This window comes from Neorhizobium petrolearium (genome assembly GCF_029854435.1).
In the GTDB taxonomy this organism is placed as follows: Bacteria; Pseudomonadota; Alphaproteobacteria; order Rhizobiales; family Rhizobiaceae; genus Neorhizobium; species Neorhizobium petrolearium.
Genome location: NZ_CP123000.1, coordinates 2125277 through 2143712, shown reverse-complemented (window position 1 = coordinate 2143712; position 18436 = coordinate 2125277). Strand labels below are relative to the sequence as shown.

Below are 18436 nucleotides of genomic sequence, written 5' to 3'. Positions count from 1 at the left end.
CTGCAATTCATCGGGTCAATCAAGACCGATTCAGAGGAGACATGTCATGTCGTTCAAAACAGTGCTCGCGGTCATCGGAGCCTCCGATGCCACTGCCGACATCAGCAAAGCCGTCGAACTTGCCCTGGAGCTGGATGCGCATCTTTGTGCGATCGTCGCCGGGCTTGCCCTTCCGCCTTCCGTCGCCGAATTCCCGACCGGGACAGTCTGGCTCGACCAGAGATATGAGGACATGAAAGTCCTGGACGATGTGCGGAAACAGGCGGAGGCGGCATGCCAGGTGAACGGGCTGTCTTTCGAGGTGGGGCAGATTTACGCAGAATCCATTTTCCTTGCCGGCGAGATTCTGCAGCGGGCGCTTTATGCGGATGTCATCCTCGTCTCGGACGGCGTCAGACGCGACCGCGAACTGACCCGGGCGATCGTCGACGGCGGCGTCTTCGATGCCCATAAGCCGCTTCTGCTCGTGCCGAAGGATGGCAAGGCGACGTTGAAGCCCAAAACGGTCCTGCTCGCATGGAATTCCCGGAGGGAGGCGGCGCGGGCCGCTCGTGAAGCGATGGACATGCTGGTTTCTGCGGACACTGTCCATGTCGTGCTGGTCGATCCGGATACCAGCTACTGGCGCAACGGCGAAGAGCCGGGCGCCGATGTGGCCACTTATCTTTCCCGGCACGGGGTCAAGGCGGTCGTCGAGCAGATTGCAGGCGGCGGCCGGCCGGTCGAGCAGGTCCTCGAACAGCATGCGCTGGACGTCGATGCCGATGTGATCGTCATGGGCGCTTATGGTCATTCGCGGTTGCGGGAGCGGATTCTTGGCGGGGTCACGGCGTCGATGCTGAAGGATGCCAAGTTCCCGATATTCCTCGCGCGATAAGCATCAAAAGCAAAAACGCCCCGGTTCCGTCAGCAACGGAGCCGGGGCGTTTTTTTCTGATTGCACGAGGATGACGCCGGCGGCTTTCGGATGTCGCTTTTCGGGTCGCTCTCCCGTCATGCGTTTTTGCGGCAGCGCCATTTGTCCAGTTCGGTGACGATGAGGATCGAGGAGGCCGCGAACAGCATCACTGCCCATTCGGCAAGCGAGATCGGCGCGAGGTCGAGCGTATCGCGGAACCAGGGGATATACATGGCCGAGATATGCAGGACCTGCGCCATGATAACGGTCAGGATCAGCAACGGATTGCCAAAGAAACTGAGCGAGAAGACCGAACGACGTTCCGAGCGGCAGGTGAAGGTCTGGACGTTTTCGAACATGACGAAGAGCAGGAGGAGCATGTTACGCGCCTCAGAGACCTCATATCCCTGCTGCAGGAGCCAGTAGAAGACGGCAAAGCCGCCGATACCGATGACGAGCGTCGAGAGGATGATCCGGCGGATCATCAGCCGGTCGAAAATCGGCTCTTTCGGGCGCCGCGGCGGCCGCTTGAGCTCGTCTCCTTCCGGTTTTTCGCCGGCGAGTGCGACGTCCTGGATACCGTTGGTGACGAGATTGAGCCAGAGGAGCTGCACGGGCAGCAGCGGCATGGGCAGGCCGAGCGGGATCGCCAGCAGGAAGAGCAGCATTTCCGCGGCGCCGGTGGCGGTCAGCATGAGGATGACCTTGCGGATGTTGGAATAGGCTGTACGGCCTTCGCGGATGCCGGTGACGATCGAGGCGAAATTGTCGTCGGTGACGACGATGTCGGCACTTTCCTTGGCGACCTCCGTTCCTTTCCGTCCCATCGCCACGCCGACATGCGCGTGCTTCAGGGCCGGCGCGTCGTTGACGCCGTCCCCGGTCACAGCGACGAAATGGCCGGTACGGGCAAGCGAGAGCACGATAGCCAGCTTTTGCGCCGGCGCGACACGGGCATAGATGCGGGCGCGTCTCGTAAGTTCATCGAGGCTGTCCGATCCGGCCTCCTCGGCCTTGCGGACGTCTTCGCCGGTCGTGATCTGATCGGGTCGGAATTGAAGTCCGGCCTGAGCGGCGATTGCCGCCGCGGTCCTCGGATCGTCACCGGTCACCATCGCAACCTCGACACCGGCGGCACGGCAATCATGGATTGCCTGCGGCACTTCCGGACGGATCGGATCCTGCATGCCGGCAAGGCCGAGAAACACCAGATCGACAAGGTGGTTGTTGCCCAGGAGTTCATTCTCCGCGGTTGCCCGGACTTCCCCTTCAGCAAAGGCGAGTACCCGCAGGCCGCGTTCCGCCATCTCCTCCTTTTGCCGGAGAAGCGTCTCGCGGTCGATCGGTACAATCGCTTTGCCGACATCCATCCGGTCGGCCATATCGATCAGGACCTCTGCCGAACCCTTCACGAATACGCGCACATGGTCACCCTTGCGATGGAAGGACGCGGCGTATTTGAGATCCGGCTCATAAGGGATGCGGGCAATCAGCGGGTAGTCGTCTGCCACGGCGTCCTGCTTCAGCCCTGCCTTGCGTGCAGCGGCGAGAAGCGCCACATCGACCGTGTCGCCAACGCCTTTCCATCCATCGGCATCCTGCTTGAGCGAGCCTTCATTGGGCAGCGATGCGGCCTTCAGGAGCCTCGCGGCCCGATTGCGGGCTTCAGCAAGGGTCATGTCGCAACCCCGGATATCGCAGGCATCGAGATCCATGCCGGCGTCCAGCAACAGATCCGTGCCATCGGGCAGGCGGATATCGGTGACCGTCAATTCGTTCAGGGTCAAAGTGCCCGTCTTGTCGGTGGCGATCATCGTACAGGAGCCGAGCGACTCCACTGCCGGCATGCGCCGTACAATCACGTTCTGTCTGGCCATGCGTCGCATGCTGATGGCAAGTGCGATCGATATGGCGATCGGCAAGCCTTCCGGGATGGCGCTGACGGCAAGCCCGACGGACATGAGGAACAGGTCGCTCCAGGCTAGGCCGCGCGAGAGGCCGACTGCGATGAGAATGAGCGATGCAATGCCGACGGTCCAGGCGATCACATTCGAGAAACGGGCGAGCCGGATCATCAGCGGCGGTTGGGAGACCGACTCCTTGCCGATCTCGGCGGCAATCTTGCCAATCCCGGTCGAAAGCCCTGTCGCTGTCACGATACCCTTTGCCCGGCCGCGCGTCACGAGGGTGCCGGCAAATGCCTTCCCGGCCGTGAGATTCTCCGCCGATGCATCAGGGAGCGGAATCCTCTTGCGTGCCGGCAGCGATTCGCCGGTCAGCAAGGACTCGTCGCAGAGAAGGTCATTGGTCTCGACAAGCAGGAGATCGGCGGGAACCCTTCCGCCGGCGTCAAGCAGGACGAGATCGCCGGGAACGAGCAAACGCGCTTCGATTTCCTGCACCTGTCCATCGCGGATGACGGTTGCATGCGGCTCTTCGAGCTGGCGGAGCGCAGTTGCCGCCCGGCCTGCGGAATATTCCTGCATGGTGCCGATGATCCCGTTCGCCAGGAGCACGACGCCGATAAAGATCGCGTCTTCGGCCTCGCTCACCATCAGCGACACGGCCGCGGCAAGCAGCAGTATATAGATCAGCGGACTGCGGAACTGGCGCAGGAAGATGACGATCAGGGACGGTGCCGCCGGTGCCGGCAGCAGGTTTTCGCCATATTCGGCAAGACGCGCCGCAGCCTCGGCACTCGTTAACCCCCGGGACCTGTTCTCGCCCTCGGGAATGTCACGGGACCGCAAAGACGTGGCAGGCATGAAATGCTCCAGTTCAGGACTGCCCTCGATGGATCTTCGGGGGCCATTACCATCCTCCCGACAATATCGGCAGAAAGCCACCGCCCATTGACATCCATCAGTTCGGGACATCCTTCAGTTTGGGCGGGAGCCGGTCAGTTTGTCCACTTCCAGTTCCGGATTTCCGGCATGTCCTCCCCGAACTCCCTGACGTAGCGGTGATGATCCTGAAGCTTGCCCCGGAGAGCTTCCACCACATGCGCGGCCTTTTCCTTCAGGCCCGGCACCCGTTCGATCACCTCGATCGCAAGATGGAAGCGGTCGAGTTCGTTCAGCACCGTCATGTCAAAGGGGGTCGTGGTCGTGCCTTCCTCGATAAAGCCGCGGACATGGATGTTTTCGTGATTGGTGCGCCGATAGGTCATCCGGTGAATGAGGTAGGGATAGCCGTGATAGGCGAAGATCACCGGCCGGTCGGTGGTGAAAAGCCGGTCGAATGTGGCGTCATCCAGCCCGTGCGGATGCTGCTCCCTCGATTGCAGTGCCATGAGGTCGACGACGTTGACGACGCGGATGCGCAGCGCCGGGACGGCTTCGCGGAGCAGGGTGACGGCGGCAAGCGTTTCCATGGTCGGCACATCGCCGGCGCAGGCCATCACGACGTCCGGCGTCAACGCGCCGTCCTCACTGCCTGCCCAGTCCCATACACCGATGCCGGCTTCGCAATGGGCGACCGCTTCGTCCATCGTCAGCCATTGCGGCTCCGGCTGCTTGCCGGCAACGATCACGTTGATCCGGTCCCAGGTCTTCAGGCAATGGTCTCCGACCCAGAGCAGCGTGTTGGCATCCGGCGGCAGGTAGATGCGCACGATATCGGCCTTCTTGTTGGCGACGAGATCGATGAAGCCGGGATCCTGGTGCGAGAAGCCGTTATGGTCCTGCCGCCAGACATGTGAGGTGAGCAGGTAGTTGAGCGACGAAATGGATTTGCGCCATGGCAGCTCGCGGGAGACCTTCAGCCACTTGGCATGCTGGTTGAACATCGAATCGACGATATGGATGAAGGCTTCATAGCAGGAGAAGAAGCCATGCCGGCCGGTCAGCAGGTAGCCCTCCAGCCAGCCCTGGCAAAGATGTTCGGAAAGCACTTCCATGACGCGCCCATCGCGCGAAAGATGCACGTCGTAGGGCTCGATCTTCTCCATCCAGACGCGATTCGTCGTCTCGAAGACAGCACCAAGACGATTCGATTCCGTTTCGTCCGGACCGAAGATGCGGAAATTGGAATGGGTGTCGTTGAGCTTCAGGACGTCGCGCAGATATTTGCCGAGCACTTCCGTGGTCTGGACCATGGCTGCGCCGCGATCGGTCACCGGCACGGCGTAGTCGCGGATATCCGGCACGATGAGCTCCCTGCGCAGCAGACCGCCATTGGCATGCGGATTGGCGCCCATGCGGCGGTCACCCTTCGGTGACAGGGCGCGCAATTCCTCCCTCAGCCGGCCGTCTGCATCGAACAGATCTTCCGGATCGTAGCTCCGCATCCAGTCTTCGAGGATCTTGCGGTGGCTGTCGTCCTCGCGGCAATTAGCGACCGGCACCTGGTGCGCCCGCCAGAAACCCTCGACTTTCTTGCCATCCACTTCCTTCGGACCCGTCCAGCCCTTGGGGCTGCGGAGCACGATCATGGGCCAGCGCGGGCAGCCGTCGCCGGCCTTTCCTTCGCGGGCTTGCCTCTGGATCGCGCGGATGCGGTCGAAGACCTCGTCGAGCACCGACGCCATCTGCCGGTGCATCCGTTCCGGCTCATGTCCTTCAACGAAGAAGGGCTCATAGCCATAACCCCGGAACAGATGTTCGAGGTCTTCGTCGCCCACGCGGGAAAGCACGGTCGGGTTGGCGATCTTGTAGCCGTTCAGATGCAGGATCGGCAGCACGGCACCGTCGCGGGCCGGATTGATGAACTTGTTCGACTGCCAGCTTGCCGAAAGCGGCCCGGTCTCCGCCTCGCCGTCACCGACGACACAGGCGACGACCAGGTCCGGATTGTCGAAGGCTGCGCCAAAGGCATGCACGAGCGCGTAGCCGAGCTCGCCGCCCTCATGGATGGAGCCGGGCGTCTCCGGTGCCGCGTGGCTCGGGATACCGCCCGGGAAGGAGAACTGCCTGAAGAGTTTCTGCATGCCCTCCGCATCTTCCGAGATGTCCGGATAGATTTCGCTGTAGCTGCCTTCGAGATAGGTGCTGGCGACCATGCCGGGTCCGCCATGGCCGGGTCCGCAGATATAGATCATGTCGAGATCGCGGTTGCGGATGATGCGGTTGAGATGGGTGTAGATGAAGTTGAGGCCGGGTGTCGTGCCCCAATGGCCGAGCAGACGCGGCTTGATATGCTCCGCCCTCAGGGGCTCGCGCAGGAGCGGATTGTCGAGCAGATAGATCTGCCCGACGGAAAGATAGTTGGCGGCTCGCCAGTAGCGATCCATCAGCACCAGTTCCTTCGGGTCTATCACAGGTGCTGCGAATGAGGAGGCGCTTGGCTGCATCGGTTTGTTCCTTTGAATGGTCTGGTGCATTTCTATCGGAGGATGGAAACCCGATCGCGACATGGTTCGGGTCATGTTCACCTCTCTGGATCAGAGGGCAGAGATCTGCTCCATCGATTCGAGGATGGCCAGGCACTCCTCAACGATCATCTGTTCCTCGTCGGTGGGAATGACATAGACGGCGATGCGGCTTGCCGATGTGCTGATCTTCACCGCATTCCTTGCGTTTGTGTCGTCATCCAGCTCGACGCCCAGCCATCGCAGCCGCTCGGCCACGCGTTTGCGAATCTTCGGCTGGTTCTCACCAATGCCGGCCGTGAAAACCAGTGCGTCCAATCCGCCCAGCGTGGCGGCCAGACGGCAGACTTCTCCGGCAATTCTCAGCGTGAAGAGGTCGATCGCCTCCTTCGCCTGCCGGCTGTCGTCCTCGATGAGTTCGCGGGTGTCGCCGCTGAGGCCCGAGACGCCGAGCAGGCCCGACTGATGATAGAGCATGTCCTCGACCTCTTCGAGGGGCTTGCCGAGCGGACCCAGGAAATGCAGCAGGACGCCGGGATCGAGCCAGCCGGGACGCGTCGCCATCGGGATGCCGTCCAGCGTGGAAAAACCCATGCTGGTATCGCGGCTCAAGCCGTTTTCGGTGGCACAGAGGCTGGCGCCGCTGCCGAGATGGGCGATGACGACCTTGCCGTGGGCGATGTTCGGCTCCTGCCGGGCAAGCGCGCCGGCCACATATTCGTAGGAGAGCCCGTGGAAACCGTAACGCTTGACGCCCCGGTCGTGCCAGGCGCGGGGGATGGCGAACCGCCGGACGAGGTCCGGCTGGGTCGCATGGAAGGTCGTGTCGAACGAGCCGGTCTGGAAAAGCTGCGGGCGCAGATGCCGGACGGCCCTGATCAACCGCAGGGCCTGCGGCTGATGAAGCGGCGCCAGTTCCGTCAGCGTCCTGATTTTCTCCAGGGCTTCGGCGTCCAGTTCGACCGGTCCGTCGAAGATGTCGCCGCCGTGGACGATCCTGTGGCCGGCGGCGGTGACGGCCCTGAGGTCGAAATGCTTGTCCAGTTCGGAAAACACCTCGTCCATGAGATCGGCGAGATCGTCGCCGGATTCTGCCCTCAAGGGCAGCTCGAATTGCGTCGGTCCTTCCTTCAGATGCAGCATCAGCGGCCGGCTCGCGAAATCGACGACGGCCTTGCCGACTCGTTTCGGACCTTCTCCGTCCAGTGCAAAAATGCCGATCTTCACCGTCGAGGAGCCGGCATTGAAGGTCAGGAGAAGCTTGTCTGTCATGCGATGCCCCTTGTCTCGTGGTGCCTGGCGGCCATCAGCTTGGCAAGTGCGGCGGAGGCCGTGCGAACCTTGGCGGGATCGGCCCGGCTTGTCAGTATGATAGGGACGCGGGCGCCGAGGACCAGTCCCGCCGCGTCGGCACCGGCAAAATAGATGAGCTGCTTGGCAAGCATATTACCGGCTTCGAGATCAGGAACCAGCAGGATATCCGCCTGTCCGGCAACGGGCGAGGCAATGCATTTGGCCTGCGCCGCCTCGATGCTGATCGCATTGTCGAAGGCGAGCGGTCCGTCGACCACCGCGCCGGTGATCTGACCGCGTGCCGCCATGACAGTGAGTGCGGCGGCGTCGAGCGTCGCCGGCATCTTGCTGTTGACGGTCTCGACTGCCGCCAGCACGGCGACGAGTGGTTTTTCGATGCCGATCAGGTGCATGAGATCGATGGCGTTCTGGCAGATGTCGCGCTTCTGATCGAGATCGGGCTGGATGTTGATCGCCGCATCGGTCACCACGAGAAGCTTGTCATAGGCCGGTATGTCCATGACGTAGACGTGGCTCATGCGCCGCTCGGTTTTCAATCGCGAGGATGGCGCCATCACCGCCGAAAGCAGTTCGTCGCTATGGAGGCTGCCCTTCATCAGCGCCGTGACCTTGCCGGTCGAGGCGAGCTCGACGGCGCGATCCGCCGCAGCATGGCTGTGCTCCACGGGATCGATGTCGATGCCTTCGAGCGAGAGTTCGGCCGCGGCCGCGATCGCCCTGATCTTGTGCTCCGGTCCGACGAGGACCGGATCGAGAAGGCCTTGCTCCTTGAGTTCGACCGCCGAGCGCAGCGCTTCGGTCGAGCAGGGATGGACCACCGCCGTCCGCATGGGCGGTAGAGAAATTGCTTCGCGGATGAAGGCCTCGTAGCGTCCATGATGTCTCAGCATGTTTTCCACCGTCCTGATCCTTTCGTACGTGAAAAGGAAACCGAGCGGCGCGCACCGCTTGCAGCTTTTCTGGCCGGGAAGGGCGGAAGGTTCCTTGACACAGCGCAAGGCGGGAACCCTCGTCATCAAGAATTGATCTTGGCGGAGCAGTCTTCGATGACCTTACCTGAAGGAGAGAAGCGATGCCGCATGCGGTCGAGAATGCCTCCGACTTGGTCGATGAACTGCTGGCCTTGCGCAAGGATATCATCGAGCAGGCGGTGCCGATGCTCGCGGGCCTCGCGGGTGCCGGGCAAATGGTTGAAGAAAAGCGAGCAGGGCTGGAGAACCTCTGCCATTATCTGGCGCTGCGGCACCATGATCTGAGGCCTCTGCAACGCAAGCTGATGTGGCGGGGACTCTCGTCGCTCGGCCGGCTGGAAAGCCGGGTCCTGCCGACGATCGATGCGGTTCTAGCGGCGCTGGCGGCCATTCGCGGCACCGATCCGGCATTTCCGCCACCTTCGGAGGAACGGTTCTTCCGGGGCGAAAACCTTCTGAGGCAGGCGGCGGATGAGCTTTTCGGACCGCCCCGCGTCCATCGGCGCGGACGCATCATGGTGACGCTGCCGAGCGAGGCTGCCGCTCAGCCGGACTTCGTCCTCGACCTGGCCAAACGCGGAATGGACGTGGCGCGGATCAACTGCGCGCATGACGATGAGCGAGCCTGGGCGGAAATGGCCAGGCATGTCCGTGCCGCAAGCGCTGCTCTCGACCGCCGCCTGACGATCCTCATGGACATTGCGGGGCCGAAGATCCGCACGGAGGCGGTTGCGGGCGAAAAGGGCGCTAGGCTCAAGGCGGGCGATCTCCTGCGGCTGGTGGCGAAGGGCGCTCCCTATGTGACACCCGAGGCAGCCTTCTGTGCCGCCGTCTCGTTGCCGGAGATCGTCACCCGCCTCTCGGTTGGCGATCGTATCCGCTATGACGACGGCAAGCTGGAGGGCGTGGTCGAAAGCGTTTCCGAAGGGGAGGCGCTCGTAAGGGTCGGGCGTACGAAGACGGGAGGCGCCAAACTGAAGCCGGAGAAGGGTCTCAATCTGCCGGACACCGCTCTCGGCCTTTCCCCCTTGACCGCCAAGGACCATAGCGATCTTGCCACGATCATCGGTCAGGCGGACATGCTCGGCTACTCTTTCGTCAGCCGCGCCGACGATATCGACCTTCTGGAAGAGGCGCTTGCCGAATTTCCGCCTCGCGAGCACGCCCTGGGGCTGATCGCCAAGATCGAGCAGCCGCAGGCCGTCACCAGCCTGCCGGCGCTGATCGCGCGGGCCGCTGCCCGGGGGCGTCCTTTCGGAGTGATGATCGCCCGCGGCGATCTCGCCGCCGAGATCGGCTTCGAGCGGGTCGCGGAAATGCAGGAGGAAATCCTTTGGATCTGCGAGGCGGCTTTCGTCCCGACGGTATGGGCGACGCAGGTTCTGGAGGATCTTGTCAAAACCGGCCTGCCGTCCAGGGGCGAAATGACCGATGCGGCCATGGCTGCCCGCGCGGAATGCGTCATGCTCAACAAAGGGCCCGCCGTCAGTGAAGCCGTGACCCTGCTCGACAGTCTGCTTGCCCGGATGGATGCGCATATCTTCAAGAAGACCCCGACCCTGCGGGCCCTGAAGTCGTGGTGAAGGCGGGAGGCGGATTTAGCCGTTGACTCACGTCAAGGTCATGCCGAGCATCGGGTGACCATGTTCATTACATGGTGTTCGGCGAGGAAAAGGACGATGATGACGGACGATCAGAGCGGCACGATCACTTTCCTGGCCGATCCGGCTACCCATGGCATGACCAATGGGGTCGACGTCATGGAGACGCATATCTCGGTGATCGTATTGGCCGGAGACAGAGCCTACAAGCTGAAGAAGGCGCTGAAGCTCCCTTACGTGGATTTCTCCACCGCCGCGATCCGTGAGGAGGCCTGCCGCAAGGAAGTCTCGTTAAACGGCGAGACGGCGCCTGGACTTTATCTCGGCGTGCGGCGGATCACGCGGGCTTCGGATGGGACCCTCGAATTCGACGGTGACGGACCGCTGGTGGATTCGGTTGTCGAGATGACCCGATTCGAGCAGGAACAACTCTTCGACCGTATGGCGGTCGCGGATAGGCTGACGCCCGAGCTGATGACCGCCACCGCCCGCATGATTGCGGTCTATCACAGCAAGGCGCCCGCGGTTTCCGTCGGCGGCGGCGCTGAGAATATCGGTGCCGTTCTCGATATCAACGACGCCGGTTTCGCCACCAGCCAAGTCTTCGACCCGGCGGCGGTGGGAAGCCTCAGTGAAGCGTTCCGGTCCAAGCTTCGCCGCCATGCGCCGCTGCTCGATCGCCGGGCGGTGGCCGGCAGAGTCCGCCGCTGCCATGGCGACCTCCATCTTCGCAACATATGCCTGTTGGACGGCAGGCCGTGCCTCTTCGACTGCATCGAATTCAACGCGCAGATCGCCACGGTCGACGTGCTTTACGATCTCGCCTTCCTGCTCATGGATCTGTGGCACCGCGGCTTTCCGGACCTCGCCAACCTGGTGATGAACCGATATCTGGACGAGACCGATGACGAGGATGGCTTCTGCCTGCTGCCGTTCTTCATGGCGATTCGTGCGCAGGTCCGTGCCCATGTCACCGCGACGCAAGCCGAAGAAGACGGGCAAGACAGAAGCAGATTGGCGGAGGAGGCAAAGTCCTATTTCGATCTTGCGCATGCGCTGCTGGAGGATAGGCCCGCTTGTCTCATCGCCATCGGAGGCTTGAGCGGCTCGGGCAAGACGACGGTTGCCGAACGCCTCGCCTCGCAGATCGGTGCGCCTCCCGGCGCCCGGATCATCGAAAGCGACCGCATTCGAAAAGCCCTGCATGGGGTTTCAGCCGAAACGAGATTGCCGGCTGCCGCATACAATCCGGATGTTTCAAAGGCTGTCTATCAGGAAATGGCCCGGCGCGCGGAACTGATCCTGACCGAGGGCGGCAGCGTGGTCGCAGACGCCGTTTTCGACAATCCGGCCAATCGGCACCTCATCGAGGCCGCGGCAACCAATGCCGGCGCCGATTTCCGAGGTATCTGGCTCGATGCCGACCCGGCGCTGCTCCTTCAGCGGGTACGCAACCGCGTCGGCGGGCCCTCGGATGCCGACGCGAACGTGCTTGCGGGCCAACTGGCCCGCAAACCGACGGACATTACGTGGCGGCATGTCGATGCATCAATGCCATTGGAGGAGATCGTGACGGCCATCGCTCGCCGCTAAGAGGAGCGCCGGGCGATCGCTGCCCGGCGGTCTGCTGCAATCAGGTGGCGGATGAGAAATCCAGCACCATGCGCCCCTCGATCTTGCCGTCCTTGAGGCGGGCGAAGATATCGTTGATGTCTTCGAGCGGCGCCTTGTGGATTTCGGTCCTGACCTTGCCGTCGGTCGCGAAGGCGATCGCCTCGTCAAGGTCGCGGCGCGTCCCGACGATCGAGCCGCGCACGGTGATGCGCTTCAGAACGACATCGAAGATGGGCGTCGGGAATTCCCCCGGCGGCAGACCGACAAGGCTGACCGTGCCCCTGCGCCGCACCATCCGGATCGCCTGGGAGAAGGCCGGTGGCGACACGGCGGTCACGAGAACGCCGTGGGCTCCGCCGCCGGTGGCATCCCGGACCTCCTCGACGGCCGTCAGGGCGCGGGCATCGACGGCGAGATCCGCCCCGACGCTGCGGGCGAGTTCGAGCTTGTCGGCGGCGACATCCAGGGCCGCAACCTTCAGACCCATCGCCTTAGCATACTGGATGGCGACATGGCCGAGGCCGCCGATGCCGGAGATCGCCACCCATTCACCGGGTCGGGCTTCGGTCTCCTTGAGCCCCTTGTAGGTGGTGACGCCGGCGCAGAGGATCGGCGAGATCGCGGCGAAATCGACGTTCTGCGGCAGACGCGCCGCAAAGGCCGCCGACGCGACGACATATTCGGCAAATCCGCCGTCGCAGCTATAGCCGGTATTGTGCTGGTGTTCGCAGAGCGTTTCCCAGCCCGTCTCGCAATATTCGCAGCGCAGGCAGGCATCATGCAGCCAGGCGACACCAACCGCATCGCCTTCCTTGAAATCCGTAACGCCCGGACCGAGCTCGACGACCACGCCGGCCACCTCGTGGCCGGGAATGAAGGGCGGCGTCGGCTTGACCGGCCAATCGCCGTCCGCCGCATGAAGGTCGGTGTGGCAGACACCGCAGGCCATCACCTTCACGAGGATTTCACCCGGGCCGGGCACTGGAACGGGAACGCTTTCGATCGCGAGAGGTTTGCCGAATTGATGCACCACGGCAGCTTTCATCATTCTGGCCATCTTTGTCTCCTTCAGGTGAGGGTGCAATATGGGCGCCGATTGTCGCGAACCGGACCGCCGCTTCATTGATCCAGCGCAATTAGAGAGGATTGATGCCAGGCCCTAAGGGCAGTCAGGTCCCAAATGTTCCTGCAAGAATACGGCGAAATCACCTATCTTGCCGTCGTCGAAATTCGGATCAGACGATCTTGGCGGTGAAGACGTAGCCGACGCCGCGCACGGCCTTGATGAACTGAGGGCGTCCGGCATCGGCTTCGATCTTGCGACGGAGCCTGACGATCTGCGCATCGACCGTCCGGTCGAATGCCCCAAGCTGGCGCCCGCGCGTCGCGTCCATCAGGAATTCGCGGGAAAGCACCCGTCCGGCATGCTGCACGAATGTCGCGAGCATTTCGAATTCGCCGGTGGTCAACTCGACGCTCGTGCCTTCGGCGGTGAAGAGCTCACGTCTTTCCAGGTCCAGCGCCCAGTTTTCGAAACGGACGATCCTGCCATCCCCGGCATTCTGCCGGGCGTTCCCAGGCTGGCGTCGCCGCAGGATGGACCTTAACCGGGCATGGACCTCGCGCAGGTGAAAGGGCTTGGCGACATAGTCGTCCGCTCCGATCTCCAGACCGATGATCCTGTCGATTACATCGTCGCGCCCCGAGACGATCATGATCGGAATATCCGAATATGTCCGGAGTTCGCGCGCAAGATCCAATCCGTCCTCGCCGCCCCCCAGTGACAGATCGAGGAGAATGATGTCGACGTTCCCGTGCTTCAGGTGCACCTGCATCTCGGCGCCGTTGGCAGCGGCGCTGACCACATAGCCCTCGCCGTCGAAATAGCGGGTGAGCATCTGGCGTACTCTTTCGTCATCGTCGACGACGAGGATATGCGCTGCCTGAAACTGGCGCGATGATGCCTGAAAGGAGGCCGTATCCGCTACAATCTGTTGCATAACCGAACCGTCTCCAATACCGCTAGATTCGTTTGTTGCCTGTGCCGGAGCGACCGGCTCTATCGAACGAAAGCGGGGTCATGTTTCTGACGAACTGTTCGAGTGCTCTCCATATGCGGAATGCAGCTTTTGCATATGAGACAAATTGCCCACACGTTCTGGTTTCGAGGTTGGCGACGTGACGAAGCCTCGCCTTGTCATTATCTCCGCCGTCGCCAGGAACGGCGTCATCGGCCGCGATGGCGACATGCCGTGGAAGCTGTCCACCGACCTCAAACGCTTCAAGGCGATGACGCTGGGCAAGCCGGTGATCGTCGGGCGCAAGACACTCGATTCCTTCGGCGGCAGGCCGCTGCCCGGGCGCCCGCATGTCGTCGTCACCCGTCGCGGTGACTTCCATTGCGAAGGTGTCGATGTCGCGACCTCGCTCGATGAGGCCATCGAAATCGCCGGCCGGAAGGCGGCGGAGGTGGATGCCGAAGAGATTTATGTGCTCGGCGGCGGCGAAATCTATGCCGAGGCGATCAAGATCGCCGATTTGCTGCGCATCACGCATGTGGAAACCGAGATTGCCGATGGCGACACTTTTTTTCCGGCTATCGATCCGGATGTCTTCGAGAAGATCGAGGAGACCGTTGTTCCGGCGGGCGAGAAGGACAATTATCCCACCCGTTTCGTCAGCTATCGGCGTCGAGACGCGACAAACTGAAACATTTCGTTACCAAACAACGGGAAGTTATTGAGTCCGCGTTGAAAGCGACCCGGCTCATACCTATAACGGGCAATGGCGGGACGACCTTCACACGGCAAGGTCGCGGCCTGGGAGCGACACAGACAAAGAGGTTTTGATGCCCTGGAGCAATCAGAATGGCGGCGGCGGCCCTTGGGGCGGTGGCGGCGGTAACAATCAGGGTCCCTGGGGGCAGGGACCGAACCGCCCGCGCGGCGGCGGCAGCGGCGGCCCGCCTGATCTCGAAGACATCATCCGGCGCAGTCAGGACCGGTTGCGCGGTGTGATGCCCGGCGGCTTCAACGGCGGGGCTCTTGCGATCGTGGTGATCGTAATCCTGGCTTTCCTCGCTTTCCAGTCCGTCTATACCGTGCAGCCGGACGAGCGCGGCGTCGAATTGCGCTTCGGCCGCCCGAAGGACGAGATCTCGATGCCGGGCCTGCATTTCCATTTCTGGCCCCTCGAAACAGTCGAGATCGTCAAAGTTACCGAGCAGCAGCAGAATATCGGCGCGGCGCGCGGTTCGAACTCCAATGCGGGCTGGATGCTGACCGGCGACCAGAACATCGTCAACGTGCAGTTCTCGGTGCTCTTTACCGTCACCGATCCGAAGGCCTACCTGTTCAATCTGGAAAACCCGGCGTCAACGCTGCAGCAGGTCGCGGAAAGCGCCATGCGCGAGGTTGTCGGCCGCCGCCCGGCCCAGGATGTCTTCCGAGACAATCGCGAAGATATCTCGACCGAAGTGCGCGGTATCATCCAGGGCACGATGGACACTTACGGTTCCGGTATTGCCATCAACGCCGTGCCGATCGAGGACGCCGCGCCGCCGCGTGAAGTGGCCGATGCCTTCGAAGAAGTGCAGCGGGCCGAACAGGACGAGGATCGCTTCGTTGAAGAGGCCAACCAATACGCCAACCAGAAACTCGGTCAGGCGCGCGGTCAGGCCGCCCAGGTCCGCGAAGAGGCATCCGCCTACAAGGATCGGGTCGTCAATGAGGCTCAGGGTGAGGCGCAGCGCTTCATCTCCATCTATCAGGAATACGCCAACGCGCCGGAAGTCACACGCCGACGCATCTTCCTCGAAACCATGGAAGCCGTGCTGAAGAATTCCAACACGATCATCCTGGACGACAAGCAGGGCGTCGTTCCCTATCTGCCGCTCAACGAACTCAACCGGCAGCAGCAACCGACTCAGCAGGGAGCCGCCCGATGAACTCCAACCGACTTCCCGCAGTCCTCATCGGCCTCGCTGTCGTCCTGCTGCTTGTCTATTCCTCTGTCTTCGTGGTCAACGAGCGTGAGCAGGCGATCGTCGTCCGCTTCGGTGAGATCCAGGACGTCAAGCGCGACCCAGGCATCTATTTCAAATTGCCCTTCGCTTTCATGGACGCCGATCGGGTTCAATATGTCGAAGACCGGGCGCTGCGCTTCGATCTCGACAATATCCGCGTGCAGGTCCGCGGCGGCGCCTTCTACGAGGTGGATGCGTTCGTGGTCTATTCGATCAGCGATCCCCGTCGTTTCCGTGAGACTGTTTCCGGCGATCGAGAGTCCGCCGAATCGCGCCTGCGTACGCGTCTCGATGCGGCGCTTCGGCGTGTCTACGGTTTGCGCAACTTCGATGCGGCGCTTTCCGACGAACGTGCGTCAATGATGCAGGAAGTTCATGCCGATCTGAACACTGCTGCCGAAACGCTTGGCCTTACGATCCGCGACGTGCGCATCCGCCGCACGGATTTGACGCAGGAGGTCTCGGCACAGACTTTCCAGCGCATGCGGGCAGAGCGTCTCGCCGAGGCCGAACTGATCCGCGCCCGCGGCAACGAGCAGGGCCAGCGGCGGAGGGCCATCGCCGACCGCCAGGTGGTCGAGCTTGTTTCCGAAGCGCAGCGGGATTCGGAAATCCTGCGCGGCGAAGGTGATGCCGAGCGCAACAAGATCTTCGGGGAGGCCTTTCAGCGCGATCCGGGCTTCTTCGAGTTCTACCGCTCCATGCGAGCCTATGTCGCTTCGTTCGCCGACAAGGGCACGACCATGGTGCTCTCGCCGGATTCGGAATTCTTCCGCTTCTTCCAATCTTCCGACGGCGACGGGCCTGTGCCGCAGGCTCCAATTCCGCCAGCGCCGCCGGCCGCGCCGGCCAACTGACCGGATTGCATCGGGGCGGTGAGAGACCGCCCCGTTTGTCTGCGAGAGCATTCGCGACCGAAACGTGGAGGGAGCGCAATCCTCACGAAAAGGTAATTTCCCCCGTGCTTATTCCGCCTTATGCTCTGCCGAAACTCCGCCCGATTCAAAGGCTCCAATAGGCCCGCCCGGGTGAGCGCCGCTTCTCGGGATGCGGAAATTCCAATAGCGAGGATGCCATATGGCCCATTCGGTTCGATCGTCCTTCAAGCACACCGTCATGCTGACGGCGGCTTTTGCCGTATTGGCGGGACCCTTGCAGGCGATCGCCCAGACACCGGCGCCCCCGTCTCCCGGGCAGAATGGCAATCCGCCGGGGTCCATGTTGCCGGCGCCGCCGACACCATCTCCGACCATCAATCCGCCGCCGCCGCCCGGTCCGGCTGCCGCAGGCCCGGCCTCGATCGCCGATCTCGCCGAAGGCCTGCTTGATGCGGTGGTGAACATTTCCACCTCCCAGAGCGTCAAGGATGGAGGTGCCGGCCCACAGCCGCAGATCCAGGAAGGATCACCCTTCCAGGAATTCTTCGAGGATTTTTTCGACAGCCCCGACAATCAGAACGGCAATCAGAAGGTCTCTTCGCTTGGTTCCGGCTTTGTGATCGATCCGGCCGGCTTCGTGGTGACCAACAACCACGTGATCGAAGGCGCCGACGACATCGAGGTGATTTTTCCGAACGGCTCCAAGCTCAAGGCCAGGTTGGTCGGCACCGATACGAAGACCGACCTTTCGGTGCTCAAGGTTGAGCCGAAGACGCCGTTGAAAGCAGTCCGTTTCGGCGATTCCCGAAGGATGCGCATCGGTGATTGGGTGATGGCGATCGGCAACCCGTTCGGCCTTGGCGGGTCGGTGACGCTCGGCATCATCTCGGCGCGAGGCCGCAATATCAATGCCGGTCCCTATGACAACTTCATCCAGACGGACGCAGCGATCAACAAGGGCAATTCCGGTGGCCCCCTGTTCAACATGCGCGGCGAGGTCATCGGCATCAACACGGCGATCATCTCTCCCTCCGGCGGCTCGATCGGCATCGGGTTTGCGGTACCGACGGAACTTGCCGAAAACATTGTGCATCAGCTCATCGAATTCGGCGAGACGCGGCGCGGATGGCTCGGTGTTCGCATCCAGCCGGTGACCGATGACGTGGCATCAAGCCTCGGCCTCGATCGTGCGCGCGGTGCGCTGGTTTCCGGCGTCGTCAGCGATGGTCCGATCAAGAACGGCGAAATCAAGGCCGGCGATGTGATCCTGACCTTCGACGGTCAGCCGGTCAACGAGATGCGCGACCTGCCGCGCATCGTGGCGGAAAGCCCGGTCGGCAAGGATGTCGATGTCGTGATCCTGCGTGATGGCAAGGAGCAGACAGTGAAGGTGCCGCTCGGCCGGCTCGAAGACAGCGCCGAGGCAGAGGACGACACTGAACAGCCATCTCCGCCGGAAGGCCAGGGCCAAGACATGTCGCCGGACAACGGGGCGCCGGACGACCAGAAGGGTGAGGCGGACCAGGGGCCTGCCGTGACCTTCGGCATGACGCTCGCCGTGCTCGATGAAGAGCGCCGCAAGAGCTTCAGCATCGCCGAGAGCGTCGAGGGCGTGGTGATCACGGCCGTCGAACCGAATTCGCCTGCCGCCCAGAAGGGGTTGAAGGCCGGCGAGGTGGTCGTCGAAGTGGCGCAGGATTTCGTCGAAAGCCCGGATGACGTGGCCACGCGGATCAAGATGCTGAAGGCAGAAGGCCGCCGCAACGCGCATGTGATGATTTCGGATCCCGCCGGCAACCTTCGCTTCGTGGCGCTGCCGCTGGAGTAA

Annotated in this window: 13 protein-coding genes; 7 read left to right on the top strand and 6 right to left on the bottom strand. The window is 62.5% G+C overall.

All coding sequences use genetic code 11. The features are described 5' to 3' along the window. Nucleotides 1–46: 46 nt before the first annotated feature. Nucleotides 47–877 carry a universal stress protein gene (locus tag QEO92_RS10945; RefSeq protein WP_227703003.1) on the top strand — a complete coding sequence of 277 codons (831 nt, stop codon included), beginning with the start codon at nucleotides 47–49 and terminating at the stop codon, nucleotides 875–877. Between the two features lie 116 nt (nucleotides 878–993). Here the strand turns inward: QEO92_RS10945 and QEO92_RS10940 are convergent, their stop codons facing one another. The 4 genes from QEO92_RS10940 to QEO92_RS10925 all read right to left on the bottom strand — a co-directional run bounded on the left by QEO92_RS10940 (nucleotide 994) and on the right by QEO92_RS10925 (nucleotide 8410). After that, nucleotides 994–3663, bottom strand: a complete 2670-nt coding sequence (locus QEO92_RS10940; RefSeq protein WP_227703002.1) for a cation-translocating P-type ATPase — start codon at nucleotides 3661–3663, stop codon at nucleotides 994–996. 134 nt (nucleotides 3664–3797) lie between these two features. Continuing rightward, the gene (locus QEO92_RS10935; RefSeq protein ID WP_227703001.1) at nucleotides 3798–6188 is read right to left on the bottom strand and encodes a phosphoketolase family protein; all 2391 of its coding nucleotides are present in this window, start codon (nucleotides 6186–6188) and stop codon (nucleotides 3798–3800) included. Between the two features lie 90 nt (nucleotides 6189–6278). Then, nucleotides 6279–7478, bottom strand: a complete 1200-nt coding sequence (locus QEO92_RS10930) for an acetate/propionate family kinase (protein ID WP_227703000.1) — start codon at nucleotides 7476–7478, stop codon at nucleotides 6279–6281. Then, nucleotides 7475–8410, bottom strand: coding sequence for a bifunctional enoyl-CoA hydratase/phosphate acetyltransferase (locus QEO92_RS10925; RefSeq protein WP_037147383.1), 936 nt, complete (start codon nucleotides 8408–8410; stop codon nucleotides 7475–7477). The genes QEO92_RS10930 and QEO92_RS10925 overlap by 4 nt, the downstream gene beginning before the upstream one ends. Before the next feature lie 182 nt (nucleotides 8411–8592). Here QEO92_RS10925 and QEO92_RS10920 point away from each other — a divergent pair, with 182 nt between their 5' ends. Further along, nucleotides 8593–10074, top strand: coding sequence for a pyruvate kinase (locus QEO92_RS10920; RefSeq protein WP_227702999.1), 1482 nt, complete (start codon nucleotides 8593–8595; stop codon nucleotides 10072–10074). A gap of 96 nt (nucleotides 10075–10170) precedes the next feature. Then, complete coding sequence (locus QEO92_RS10915; RefSeq protein WP_227702998.1) at nucleotides 10171–11685, top strand: bifunctional aminoglycoside phosphotransferase/ATP-binding protein; 1515 nt, start codon at nucleotides 10171–10173, stop codon at nucleotides 11683–11685. Between the two features lie 40 nt (nucleotides 11686–11725). Here QEO92_RS10915 and adhP read toward each other — a convergent pair whose 3' ends face one another. Together adhP and QEO92_RS10905 are read right to left on the bottom strand one after the other, a co-directional pair. Further along, a complete protein-coding gene (gene adhP, locus QEO92_RS10910) occupies nucleotides 11726–12763 on the bottom strand; it encodes an alcohol dehydrogenase AdhP (protein ID WP_227702997.1) in 1038 nt (345 codons plus the stop codon). A gap of 178 nt (nucleotides 12764–12941) precedes the next feature. Beyond that, on the bottom strand, nucleotides 12942–13706 hold the full coding sequence (locus QEO92_RS10905; protein ID WP_227702996.1) for a response regulator: 765 nt from the start codon (nucleotides 13704–13706) through the stop codon (nucleotides 12942–12944). A 178-nt stretch (nucleotides 13707–13884) separates the two neighbouring features. On the opposite strand from QEO92_RS10905, the gene QEO92_RS10900 reads away from it, so the two are divergent. From QEO92_RS10900 to QEO92_RS10885, 4 genes are all read left to right on the top strand, one after another. Further along, nucleotides 13885–14415, top strand: coding sequence for a dihydrofolate reductase (locus QEO92_RS10900; RefSeq protein WP_227705140.1), 531 nt, complete (start codon nucleotides 13885–13887; stop codon nucleotides 14413–14415). Nucleotides 14416–14554: 139 nt separating this feature from the next. Then, nucleotides 14555–15652, top strand: coding sequence for an FtsH protease activity modulator HflK (gene hflK, locus QEO92_RS10895; RefSeq protein WP_227702995.1), 1098 nt, complete (start codon nucleotides 14555–14557; stop codon nucleotides 15650–15652). Further along, a complete protein-coding gene (gene hflC / locus QEO92_RS10890) occupies nucleotides 15649–16587 on the top strand; it encodes a protease modulator HflC (protein ID WP_227702994.1) in 939 nt (312 codons plus the stop codon). The genes hflK and hflC overlap by 4 nt, the downstream gene beginning before the upstream one ends. A gap of 220 nt (nucleotides 16588–16807) precedes the next feature. Further along, complete coding sequence (locus QEO92_RS10885) at nucleotides 16808–18436, top strand: Do family serine endopeptidase (RefSeq protein WP_227702993.1); 1629 nt, start codon at nucleotides 16808–16810, stop codon at nucleotides 18434–18436.